We start from the raw sequence: 11,462 nt of genomic DNA on the forward strand, positions 1-11,462 counted from the left end.
CTACTGTACTTTTAGCTTGGGCGGCAATTATATCTGATGGGTGAAAATAGGGGGAATTCCAAAAGTCGTAGGTGGCACTCGCTGCGGCTAGATTTCCCGAAGCTTGTGGCACACTTGTACTAGGTTGGCTGGCCAAGTTTTCTACGATACTGATTAACCTTTTCTTTCTTCTGGTGTCCCCTAGGTCTGCATATTGTAATTCTTGGGCTGCCCATTTCTCCATTTTTTTGCTTACCTCCACCTTAATTCCTTCTTTCAAAACTATACCTATCAATCGTTTCCCCTTTTTTTAAGTTTCTTCTCTTTTTGTTAAGAAAGATCTGACTAATGGATAGCTTAATAAGGGGGGGCATCTGACAACTTTTAACGCCTACCTACTTAGATAGTCAAGAGCTTGGCCGGTCGTCAAGACCAAATTAGGTTATAAGCTCAGACGCATCTTAACCGCCTATCCTTAGATTAGCTGAATCTCCCCCAATCCTTTTACTAAGTACCTAAGCAAAATTAATTACACATATCTAACCCCCCCTTTGCCTATTGCCTATTGCCTCTCCTAACCAAGAAGTTAATTTTTTTCTAGTGCTTAATCATATTCTTTTGCCGCTTGTACTAAGGATAAAAGTTGTCCAGTTTGATCAGTTCCCGATACTCCTAAATCACTGTGACAGAGGATAACTTTTTCGCTTACCCTTGCTAATAAATCCCTTAAAACTCTCTGTAAACGGTCCTGATTTTCCTCTAATTCTGCTTCCGTTGTCCAGCGTTGATAGGGACTTTTTCGCCAAAAAATTGGCGCAGCAAAAAGAGTAGCAGCACCTCCTTGTTCCCAGAGTGGGGAGGAACAATCTAGCCAAAAATGCCAACGATGACTAGAACGAAAAGAACGATATTGAAAGATATTGCCTAGGGTAACTGCTGAGGAAGATTTAATAAATTGTCGCACAGGATAGGGATTAGCAGTAATTGTACCACGGCGCAAAAGTTGGATAAACTGACTAATAGTTTCGCTGGGACTTTGGAAAGAGGGTTCACTCTCACGCAAACGGCGATCAATCTCCCAAAAATGTTGGGCAGTTTCCATTAATTCTCGCAAAGCTGCCAAGTGATCAAAGGGCAAATTTTCCCCATCGTTTAATAATTGTTCGATCGCTTGATTTAAGACAAAAATCGGGAAAAGTTTGGCTTCCTGCTGCAGTTTTTTCATCCCTTCGATCCAGTGACAAATTCTTTCGTAGGCAGTACAAGCTTTTTGTCCTAAGCGATCCCAACGGGGAAAAGTTTCGATCGCTAATAAACGAGGATTTTCCAGATCCACTTGATAACAATAATCGGCAATTAATCCAGCGCGAACCGGATCGATATCGGGAATTAAATTTTGTTCTTCATCCCAGCGATAACGGCTAAAAATCACCAGCATTTCCGCTATAGCCTCTTGGGGGGCTAAACGCCCCAAATTTTCATAAACAAGGGCGAGAAGGGTCAATAATGCCCGAATCAGAGGACAACTGATCAGGGGTCGTTGTTCGTTCAGGGGTTGAACGGCTATCCCGGCACCGGTTAAAATTTCCATCAGGCTATAACGGGCGATTTCGTCTAAACCGGGAGCAATAACGGCGATTTCTTCGGGTTTTACTGATCCTTGCTTGACTGCTTGAATAATAGCTGTGGCTGTCTTCCGTAACAATTCAGCGCGAGAGGTGGTTTGCAGGGAGATGAATTGATCGGGAAGATTGCCACGATAGTCACCGTCGCTGATTAAGGAGAGAATCGTCTCGCTAAACTGAGCAGCTAACCCGTTAGTGGTAGATAATGGCATAGTTTGACAGCGTGCCGCTAATTTTTGTAGATAATCGGGATCGGCAGTTAATCCTAAGCGAATTTTTCCCTGGGGATTGTAGGTAAAAACGCTAAAACAGTCATGATCGAGGAAAAAACTGAGTAAATCCTTGGCAATAGCCGGATAATCGTCCACATCGTCCGCAAAAACCCCCCGGAAGCGTTTTAATAGTTGCTGTTGATAGCGACTATCAGGAAATAAATAGCGCCAATAGAGTTCGTAGATGATACCATAACTTAATAAACCACGTTCTAGAGACCAATCACGCCATTGAATGATTAATTCTCCCACTTTTTCTGGTATTTCCTGCTCATTAATCGCTAAAACTCGTTTTAAATCTGTTTCTGATAATCCTTCGGCTAATCTTTCGGGTATCTTTTCTGCGGGAACACCACTAGCACCGGCTAATTGTAACAGATCGAGAACTTGACGCACGAAACGATATTCATTTATGCTAGTAAGCTGGAAGAATTCGGCGATTGCTGGTTGCCAGAGACGGTTGGCGAGTTCCTGCTCCGTTTCTGGGCGTAATCGGCGGGGAAATTGCGCTTTTAGCCCCAAAAACTCGAAAATTAACGGCCAAAACAGGATGACTTCATCGGTGAGAAAACCTAAAGGGGTTTTACAGAGAATCGGATAGCTACCCCTAACAGCAATGGCTAATCGATCAGCTAATTCCCGTTTATTATCATCGTTGGCAGCGAAAACTAAGATCGATCGAGGAAGGGGGGATGATTTTGAGCGATCGCGAGACACCCAGCGCCGAAATTCCCCGACTAAAGTGGTGGTTTTTCCTGATCGCGTGCCACCTTCGATCCAAATTGGTATGATTGACATCGTTTTTTCTCGATTGTATTTGTTAAGATAACTGATCGGTACTCTAGCTTTTCTCCCTTGTGGAAGTAATTGTTTCCTATGAATCTTAATCGGATTTTGCAAGGTGTTAATCAATGGTTATTACAAACTCCTGAACGTTCTTTAGATGAGGCTTATCATGCAGCTTTGAAGATTAAGGAGATAGAAGACAAGCATTTTCAAGGGCGAAAAGTGGCGAATGAATTCTCGAATTATGGCCGCAGCACTAATTCCTATTTTATCGCAGAAGTTAAAGGTTATCTGCAAAAAATTAAAGTCAGATTGACGGAGTTTAAAGCTAGTCGCTCGATCGTTAATACCTTCGGACCCAATCAACCGACAATTAGTAATGGGGTGATTACTGTCACCACAGATGTTTGTCTGAAAAAACTTCAGTTTATCGATAGTGTTATCGGAAAATATCAAGATAATTATTGGCAAGAAGATATTGAAGATGTCCCCAAAAGTCTCCAGAACCGAAATTTTGAGCAGGAAACAGCCAAAAATAAGACTCCCAGAAATCGCTCTTTTTTAGCAGCGGGTAGTATTGAAGATGAGGAAATAATCAAAAGCAATAAATCCCAAAAAGCTACGGAAAAACCGGGGGTTTTGCCCCGTTCTTTTGTCAACACTTTTAATCGCATTAAACAGGAAATTGATCCCCAAGCGGAGGAATCGGAGGAGGCAGTTTTAAAGAAATTTCGCAATTCTCGTTATAAAACAGCCATTTCCCTCAAGTTTATTTTACTGTTAATTATTGTTCCTTTATTGACCCAGCAATTAACTAAAACTTTCCTGATTACCCCCTTGGTTAATAAATATTTCCAACAACAGGAACAGTTTATTTTTATCAATCAGGATTTAGAAGAAGAAGCTTTTTCGGAATTGAGAAGATTTGAGGAAGCTTTACATTTTCGAGGTATGATTGGTTTAGCACCCAAATTATCTAACGAAGAAATCGAGGGAGAAATTACCAAAAAAGCAGCGGTACTAAGTGAAGAATTTCGCCAACGAGGTTTAAATGCGATCGCTAACATTTTCGCCGATATTTGTTCCCTGATTGCCTTTGGTTGTGTTGTCGCTTTTAGTCGTCGAGAAATTGAGATTGTCAAGTCTTTTCTGGATGGCATTCTCTATAATCTTAGCGATTCAGCTAAAGCTTTTTTAATTATTCTTTTTACCGATATATTTGTCGGTTTCCACTCTCCCCACGGTTGGGAAGTGATCCTAGAAGGGTTAAGTCGTCATTTCGGTTTACCAGAAAATCGCCAGTTTAATTTTCTCTTTATCGCCACTTTTCCCGTTATCTTGGATACAGTCTTAAAATATTGGATTTTCCGTTATCTCAATCGTATTTCTCCCTCGGCAGTGGCTACCTATCGTAATATGAATGAATAGGGTAAAATCCGGGAGAAACTTGATAATTTACCCTTCTAATTTGGGGGGATAATTTGGCTGCATCTCACATTTGCAGAAATACCGACAATCAGCAATTATCAGTGACTCTTAAATTATTACAGATATATCAGCAGCTGTTTGTAAGCATCCCACCGAAAAACTAATGCGCGGGGTGTTTTTCAGCTATTTATTCCGAGAAATCGACTAAAAACGTTGCCAGATAAGGATTGGAGAGAATGACATTGGAGAGAGTGAAAGAACCCTAGGGAGCGTTGATTCATGAATCAACCTACAAACCACGACGTTTTGAAAAATGCAATATCTCTCTTCAATTTAATCATAACTACTTACTTATGATAAAATGCTATCAAGGTCAGGGAGGGAAAACTTGCAATTATTCACCCGATAAAATAACTGATAGCCGAGATGAAACCCTGTTACTGCATTAATCCCGATTGTTCTCAACCGGAGCATCCGAGTAATAATAACTCGAATACTCGTTACTGTCAAAGTTGCGGCTCTGAGTTGTTGTTAAATGGTAAATATAGAGTGAGTCGGTTATTGAGTGATACGACTGGTTTTGGGGTTGTTTATGAGGCTTTTGAAGGTTTTACAGCCAAAATCCTCAAGGTATTACAAGAAAAATGGAATAATGAACCGAAAGCAGTGGAATTATTTAAACGGGAATATGACGTTTTATTAGAGTTAAGTCGTCAAAATGTCACCGGTGTTCCTCAAGCAGATGCCTATTTTCAATATTCCACAAGGGAGGGGAAAATATTACACTGTTTAGTCATGGAAAAAGTGGAGGGTATTGATTTAGAACAGTGGCTAAAGCAGTATGATAATTTAAGTCAAAAACGGGCTTTAAAATGGCTGAGAGAAATTACTTTAATTCTCGATAAAATTCATCAACAGAATTGGCTGCATCGAGATATTAAACCCCCTAATATCATGCTGCGGAATAGTGGCGAGTTGGTGTTAATTGATTTTGGGACAGCAAGGGAAGAAACCCAAACCTATCATCAAAAGGTAAAAGGTCAACAAGTAACAGGTATTACCTCAGCCGGATATACACCCAATGAACAACAACATGGCCAAGCAGTGATTCAATCAGATTTTCATGCTTTAGGACGAACTTTTGTGCATTTATTAACGGGAAAACATCCTTTAGAAATTTATGATCCGATTAATGATGTTTTACCTTGGCGAGAAGAAACGGAAAATATTCACCCGTTATTGTTGGATTTTATTGACGAGTTAATGGGAAGATTACCCAGAAATAGACCAGCTAATACTAGGGTTATTTTACAGCGTTTGGATGAGATTGAACGGCAGTTAAAGTTACCTCCTATAACTCCTAATAGGCCATCTCCTCCACCAGCACCAAATCCGCAGCCTGTTGTAACGCAAAAACAATCGCCAGTTATTCCTAAGATTAATCCTTCTCCGCCGGTTTCACCTGTAGCTGTACAAAAAAAATCACCAGTAAAACCAGTTAAAAATAATAAGCTGAGAAATCGAATGATAGCTATTGGTGGAGTTTTGTTATTAGGGATAGGAATAACGCAAGCTTACGGTTATTTTAAATATAACCAGTTTCCTGCAAATGATCCTCTATTTTTTATCTCTTATTTATCTAGTGGTAGTTTTCTCTATCTCGATAAAACCCTTACTGGTCATTCTGGCAAGGTTGAGTCAGTGGTATATAGTCCCGATGGCCGCTATTTAGCTAGTGGGAGTAGTGACAATACTATCAAAATTTGGGAGGTAGCAACGGGTAGAGAATTACGTACCCTTACTGGTCATTATAGCTTTGTGCGCTCAGTGGTATATAGTCCCGATGGTCGCTATTTAGCTAGTGGGAGTAGTGACAATACTATCAAAATTTGGGAGGTAGCAACGGAAAAAGAATTTCGTAAACTTACTGGTCATTCTAACATAGTTTGGTCAGTGGTATATAGTCCCGATGGTCGCTATTTAGCTAGTGGGAGTTCGGACAATACTATCAAAATTTGGGAGGTGGCAACTGAAAGAGAATTGCGGCTCTTCGTTACTTGGTATGGTTCGATAGGGGGGCATAAATTGACTAAATCCTTACCTGGCAAGAGACTTAATTGATGAGTTCGCTTTAGATGAAAAACAATTGACAAAAATCGCCAAATGCCTTTCTACATAAGGGTTCCATCCCCTATAACCCCAGTCCATTGCATAACACAAACCGAAGAGCCAGAATTGCGTACTCTTACCGGTCATTCTAGCGGGGTTTGGTCAGTAGTATATAGTCCCGATGGCCGCTATTTAGCTAGTGGTAGTGATGACAAAACTATCAGAATTTGGGAGGTAGCGACAGGAAAAGAATTGCGTACCCTTACTGGTCATTCTGATGTGGTTTGGTCAGTAGTATATAGTCCCGATGGCCGCTATTTAGCTAGTGGTAGTGATGACAAAACTATCAAAATTTGGCGGGTGGGACAGTAAAGTTGTGTTTGGGGTGACAGCAATAACTTTTGTCTATCAAAAATGAGCGATACTTGCGGGAAACTGCACCGATGTCTTTAAAAATATTGGGTTTTGGCTCAAATTCTTGAATCGAGCAGTTTTCTACTAAATATTAAAGCGCTCAACCCAACCGACAAGCTAGAGGGTATCGTATCTACATCAACAAACTATAATCTACATTAAAGAAATGTCCTAATAATTTCGCCTGTTCTTGGGTAATTGACCCTTTTCCTTCAATTAAACTAGAGGCAATTTTGTCAGAGCCAAGGATTCTGGCTATGTCTTTCTTATTAACGCTTTGCTGTTCCATCAAAAACAATAACATAGAATGAGGTGTGGTTGATTCCTGTAGATAAAAGCTTTTTTCAAAATTCCCAATTAAAAAAATTAGAAGCTCATAAAGTTCATCTTCTTCGGGAGTTCGCTGCTGACGGTGCATTAATTCTTCCACAATAGCCAAAGCTTTTTCATTTTCTGACTCTGTTTTAATAACTTTAGGTAAATGGCGAGCTAGTAATTCTTTGTATTTTTCTGGATTAAAAGTAAGGGTCATTTTTCCATTGCTCCTTATCGTATTCAGCGTGAGTTAAAACATACTTGATATAAATTAGCCGCTTCTGATAATCGATACTGGTTATGAGACGATAACTATTCCCTTTAATGTTAAAAACAGTAAAGTTACCAACTGCTTCTGCTTTAGGAAATACTGTTTGAACCTCAACTAAATTATACCAAATCGCTTTACTGGCAATTTTATACCAATTCTCTAAAGCTATTCGGGAATCAGCGTGTTTATTCGTAAATTCTCGTAGTCTTCGATAGCTGATGATGTGCATTTATAAAAACAAACATAAATTATCTCTGGGGGTGATTCGCTGCCAAAGTTGGTTTTCCATAGGTAATTCAGTTGCTTGTAATCGTCCAGTCTTCTGCTCTTAAACCGGCAATTTGCCCAAAATCTGAGAGATTTCTCGTCAGCAGGATAGCCTGATTAACCATTGAGATAGCAGCAATCTTCAAATCCATCGAACCCAAACGAGGGTAAGTTACCCGAAGTTCTTGAAAAACTTGACCTGCCTTTTCATCAAAGCCGACAATGGGAATCGTGCGATAATTAGCGAGGTGCTTTTCTAGCCTTCGATAGGCAACAACTTGGGTTTCAATCGAACTGGTCTTGGCTATGTAACTGAGCCATCCCCGCATTTGTTCTTCGTAGGTGATAATTGTGGTGGCAACTTCGCTGCTCGTAATAGCAGCCAGTTTTTTCAGCAATTGTGGTGCCGGTTGACCCCCGCGATCGAGAATAGTAATATGATCGGTATCAAAGAGATACATTTGAGGATTCGGATGCTTCCTCAGCTAATGGTTTTAGGGACTGACGGTACTCTTGACCAAACTGCATTGCCTCTTCGTAAGCTGGATCATCAGCAAAAGTACCGATAATTTTTTTCCACCAGGGAGTTTCGCTGACAGTGGGTAGCAAACGCTTGAGCAGTGCTACTTCAGCTTCTAAAGCTGCTAGTCTTATCTCTAGATCAGTGCTTAACATGGTTGATATATCCTCCCATTCTGCTCTTGCTCGAAGGTTAGCTTTAAAACAAAAACTGCTAAATCCCAGCCAGAAGCCATAAGATGAACTGATGAAACCATACACAGCACTCCGGGTAAAATTACCGATGAACGATTGTACACAATTCTGTCTTTAAGTCAAGTGGCTTTACAAAACTTTAAGCAATTTCTTGACAAAATTTAACTTTTTTTCTCATTTTTGAACCCTCACAAATTAATTATGCAAGAGGTTTAATCTACTATACACAACTAGGGATACTATGAGAACTATCACTGTCATTGATGACCAACTCATGGCTGATGCTCTTAAAGCTACTGGACTCTCCTATTCTTTGTGTGATAAATTTAACTTATATAGTAGTGATCGATCTTTGTGTCCTTTGTGTCTCTGTGGTTCGTTCCCCTCACTATTTATTGCCGGCAGTCTTCATTAACTATCTAGACCAAAAAAACCAGTCTTCCCTAATTTTTCGGGAAAACTGGCCAAGCTAATCTTGAGATTTTAACCGACGTTAGCGGTTTGTTTTTGGCTAAAAAATGCCGCTAAAACCTGTTGGGCAATCTGGGGACTGGTTAAACCCAAATCAGCGAAGGATTGCTCTGGTGTTGCGTGGTCCACTAATTTATCGGGAACCCCGAAACGCTTGACCGGAACTAGAATATTAGCATCCTGTAAAGCTTCCAAAACCGCAGAACCAAAACCACCCATCAAACAACCTTCTTCCAAAGTCACCACTTTGCCAAGACGTTGGGCAAGGGGAAAGATAAGTTCTGTATCAAGGGGCTTGACAAAACGAGCATTAACCACTGTGGCTTCGATGCCGTGTTCGCTGAGGATTTCGGCCACCTGTAGGGAAGTATTGACCATAGTGCCGTATCCTAACAGGAGAACATCATCGCCACTGCGGAGAATTTCGCCCTTACCGATGGGTAAAGCTTCCCAACCCTCTTCCATCAGGGGAACCCCTAAACCGTTGCCCCGGGGGTAACGCATGGCAATGGGGCCGCTGGTATGATTAATCCCCGTCACCACCATTCTTTGCAGTTCCGCCTCATCTTTCGGGGCCATAATGGTCATATTGGGGATACAACGCAGGTAGGCGATATCGTACATCCCTTGGTGGGTCGGTCCATCAGCCCCGACAATACCGGCCCGGTCCATGCAGAAGAAAACCGGTAGATTTTGAATGCAGATATCGTGAATAATCTGATCAAAAGCCCGCTGCAGGAAAGTAGAGTAAATAGTGACAACCGGGCGCATTCCTTCGCAAGCAAGACCACCAGCGAGAGTAACGGCGTGTTGTTCCGCAATTCCCACATCGATGTACTGTTTCGGTAGTTTTGCCTGAAATTTATCTAATCCCGTCCCGGTGGCCATGGCGGCGGTGATACCGATAATGCGCGGGTCATTTTCCGCCAATTTAGTGAGAGTATGCCCGAAAACTTTAGAATAAGCGGGAGGTTTCGGTTTACTGGAGGGAATCGGTTTACCCGTGGCTAAATTAAAGGGATTTTGGGCATGATAACCCACTTGATCTTTTTCGGCCCATTCGTAGCCTTTGCCTTTCACGGTGGCAACGTGGACGAAAACCGGTCCGTGGACCTTATGGGCCTGTTTAAAAGTGGCGATTAATTCGGGAATATTATGACCATCAATCGGGCCAAAATATTTAAAGCCCAATTCTTCAATGACAGCGCCGACTTTGGGAACTGCTAACCGTTTCATCCCTTCTTTGACTCGTTCCATTTCGGGGGTGAGGGAGTCACCGAAGAAGGGTAGATGTTTCAATTGCTCTTCGAGATTATCGGCGATAAACTGGACGGGTTCGCTCAGACGCACTTTATTGAGATAGCGGGAAATTGCCCCGACGTTGGGGGAAATGGACATCTCGTTATCGTTGAGGATAACCATGATGTTGGTGTTCGGTAAATGTCCAGCATGGTTAATCGCTTCTAGGGCCATACCCCCGGTTAAAGCGCCATCCCCGATGATCGATACTACCTTGAAATCTTCCCCCTTGGCATCCCGGGCTAAAGCCATTCCTAACCCCGCAGAAATGCTCGTGGAGGCGTGTCCAGCACCAAAATGGTCAAATTTGCTCTCGCAACGTTTTAGATAGCCCGCAACGCCATTTTTTTGGCGCAGGGTGTGGAAATCGTTATAGCGACCGGTGAGGAGTTTGTGCGGATAAGCTTGGTGTCCCACGTCCCAAAGGACTTTATCGCGATCGAGATCGAGGGTTTGGTAAAGGGCGATCGTTAGTTCTACGACTCCTAACCCCGGTCCCAAATGTCCACCGGTAGCGGCGATCGTCTGGAGGTGTTTTTCGCGAATCTGACGGGCAATATCTTCTAATTGACGGAGTGATAAACCATGTAACTGGTTGGGATGAGTAATTTCACTTAGGTGCATATCGGCTTCTTTTTCAAAGTAGTTTATCCCTATACCAACTGTATAGGATTTCCAGTCTGAGATGAGTAAAAATCTAAGCTAATCTGGCCGCCGTGCGTAAAATTTGGCCGGCTAACATGGCAGCCCCAAAACCATTATCTATATTAACCACACCGATGCCGACCGCGCAGGAATTGAGCATAGTTAACAAAGGAGCAATACCGCCGAAACTGGTTCCGTAACCGATGCTGGTGGGAACGGCGATCACTGGGCGATCGACTAATCCCGCTACCACACTTGGTAAGGCTCCTTCCATTCCCGCAACAACAATTAACACATCAGCAGCATCCAGTAGATGGCGATGATTCAAGAGGCGATGAATTCCCGCTACTCCCACATCCCAGAGACGCTGCACGGAAAAACCGCATAATTGAGCAGTAACCGCCGCCTCCTCCGCTACGGGAATATCGGCAGTTCCCGCCGTTAGGATGGAAATTATCCCTTTTGGGGGATTTTCTGGAGCAGCTGCGGCAATGGCACAGATGCGGGCTAAGGGATAATAAACTAAGTCTGTTACCTGTTCCTGTAGCTGGACTGCTATCTCTGCTTCAATGCGGGTGGCCATAACCACGGGACTATTTTGACGCAATACACCGATAATTTGGGCAATTTGAGCGGTGGTTTTACCCGGTCCCCAGATAACCTCCGGAAATCCCGTTCTTAATTGACGATGATGGTCAATTTTAGCAAAGTCTTCCACCGGTTCAAAGGCCAGATGTTTAAGTTTATCTAAGGCTGTCTCCGGGTTAATTTCTCCCCTGGCAACGGCGGTCAGCAGCGATCGCAAATCGGCAGCATGGAACATGGTCAGTTATCAATGGGAAGTGGGGTGTGGGGTGTGGGGTGTGG

The 11,462-nt window shown here is 42.5% G+C and carries 10 protein-coding genes and 1 pseudogene; 3 read left to right on the forward strand and 8 right to left on the reverse strand.

Features of this window, described 5'->3' with window-relative positions; genetic code table 11:
• Positions 1-223 (reverse strand): transposase (locus tag IQ224_RS16980; RefSeq protein ID WP_130757148.1); only part of this gene is annotated, 223 nt, incomplete at its 3' end.
• A 360-nt stretch (positions 224-583) separates the two neighbouring features.
• Positions 584-2,674 (reverse strand): hypothetical protein, encoded by a 2,091-nt coding sequence (locus tag IQ224_RS16985; protein WP_002745111.1) that lies wholly within the window; start codon positions 2,672-2,674, stop codon positions 584-586.
• Between the two features lie 78 nt (positions 2,675-2,752).
• Between IQ224_RS16985 and IQ224_RS16990 the strand changes: the two genes are divergently transcribed.
• Together IQ224_RS16990 and IQ224_RS16995 are read left to right on the forward strand one after the other, a co-directional pair.
• Positions 2,753-4,090, forward strand: a complete 1,338-nt coding sequence (locus IQ224_RS16990; RefSeq protein ID WP_002745113.1) for a proton extrusion protein PcxA — start codon at positions 2,753-2,755, stop codon at positions 4,088-4,090.
• Positions 4,091-4,516: 426 nt separating this feature from the next.
• Positions 4,517-6,571: pseudogene (locus IQ224_RS16995) on the forward strand (protein kinase).
• A 175-nt stretch (positions 6,572-6,746) separates the two neighbouring features.
• Here IQ224_RS16995 and IQ224_RS17000 read toward each other — a convergent pair.
• The 4 genes from IQ224_RS17000 to IQ224_RS17015 form a co-directional block, all read right to left on the reverse strand.
• Positions 6,747-7,145 (reverse strand): type II toxin-antitoxin system HigA family antitoxin, encoded by a 399-nt coding sequence (locus tag IQ224_RS17000; protein ID WP_194033252.1) that lies wholly within the window; start codon positions 7,143-7,145, stop codon positions 6,747-6,749.
• The gene (locus IQ224_RS17005) at positions 7,129-7,428 is read right to left on the reverse strand and encodes a type II toxin-antitoxin system HigB family toxin (RefSeq protein WP_194033254.1); all 300 of its coding nucleotides are present in this window, start codon (positions 7,426-7,428) and stop codon (positions 7,129-7,131) included. The genes IQ224_RS17000 and IQ224_RS17005 overlap by 17 nt, the downstream gene beginning before the upstream one ends.
• A gap of 67 nt (positions 7,429-7,495) precedes the next feature.
• The gene (locus IQ224_RS17010) at positions 7,496-7,927 is read right to left on the reverse strand and encodes a type II toxin-antitoxin system VapC family toxin (protein ID WP_194033256.1); all 432 of its coding nucleotides are present in this window, start codon (positions 7,925-7,927) and stop codon (positions 7,496-7,498) included.
• Positions 7,914-8,141, reverse strand: a complete 228-nt coding sequence (locus IQ224_RS17015; RefSeq protein ID WP_002745125.1) for a hypothetical protein — start codon at positions 8,139-8,141, stop codon at positions 7,914-7,916. The genes IQ224_RS17010 and IQ224_RS17015 overlap by 14 nt, the downstream gene beginning before the upstream one ends.
• A 280-nt stretch (positions 8,142-8,421) precedes the next feature.
• Here IQ224_RS17015 and IQ224_RS24285 point away from each other — a divergent pair, with 280 nt between their 5' ends.
• Positions 8,422-8,595, forward strand: a complete 174-nt coding sequence (locus IQ224_RS24285; protein ID WP_071591822.1) for a DUF2191 domain-containing protein — start codon at positions 8,422-8,424, stop codon at positions 8,593-8,595.
• Between the two features lie 68 nt (positions 8,596-8,663).
• On the opposite strand, the gene dxs is transcribed toward IQ224_RS24285, so the two are convergent.
• Both dxs and larB read right to left on the reverse strand, forming a co-directional pair.
• Positions 8,664-10,574 carry a 1-deoxy-D-xylulose-5-phosphate synthase gene (gene dxs / locus IQ224_RS17020; protein WP_194033257.1) on the reverse strand — a complete coding sequence of 637 codons (1,911 nt, stop codon included), beginning with the start codon at positions 10,572-10,574 and terminating at the stop codon, positions 8,664-8,666.
• Positions 10,575-10,647: 73 nt separating this feature from the next.
• On the reverse strand, positions 10,648-11,418 hold the full coding sequence (gene larB, locus IQ224_RS17025) for a nickel pincer cofactor biosynthesis protein LarB (RefSeq protein WP_002777893.1): 771 nt from the start codon (positions 11,416-11,418) through the stop codon (positions 10,648-10,650).
• Positions 11,419-11,462 lie beyond the last annotated feature (44 nt).

Origin of the sequence: Microcystis sp. LEGE 00066 (assembly GCF_015207925.1) — a bacterium.
GTDB lineage: Bacteria > Cyanobacteriota > Cyanobacteriia > Cyanobacteriales > Microcystaceae > Microcystis > Microcystis ichthyoblabe_A.

Excerpts from the sequence above, each read along its gene's own strand:
- IQ224_RS16985 (WP_002745111.1), bottom strand. The coding sequence starts at position 2,674 with ATGTCAATCATACCAATTTGGATCGAAGGTGGCACGCGATCAGGAAAA.
- IQ224_RS16990 (WP_002745113.1), top strand. The coding sequence starts at position 2,753 with ATGAATCTTAATCGGATTTTGCAAGGTGTTAATCAATGGTTATTACAA.
- IQ224_RS17000 (WP_194033252.1), bottom strand. The coding sequence starts at position 7,145 with ATGACCCTTACTTTTAATCCAGAAAAATACAAAGAATTACTAGCTCGC.
- IQ224_RS17005 (WP_194033254.1), bottom strand. The coding sequence starts at position 7,428 with ATGCACATCATCAGCTATCGAAGACTACGAGAATTTACGAATAAACAC.
- IQ224_RS17010 (WP_194033256.1), bottom strand. The coding sequence starts at position 7,927 with ATGTATCTCTTTGATACCGATCATATTACTATTCTCGATCGCGGGGGT.
- IQ224_RS17015 (WP_002745125.1), bottom strand. The coding sequence starts at position 8,141 with ATGTTAAGCACTGATCTAGAGATAAGACTAGCAGCTTTAGAAGCTGAA.
- IQ224_RS24285 (WP_071591822.1), top strand. The coding sequence starts at position 8,422 with ATGAGAACTATCACTGTCATTGATGACCAACTCATGGCTGATGCTCTT.
- dxs (WP_194033257.1), bottom strand. The coding sequence starts at position 10,574 with ATGCACCTAAGTGAAATTACTCATCCCAACCAGTTACATGGTTTATCA.
- larB (WP_002777893.1), bottom strand. The coding sequence starts at position 11,418 with ATGTTCCATGCTGCCGATTTGCGATCGCTGCTGACCGCCGTTGCCAGG.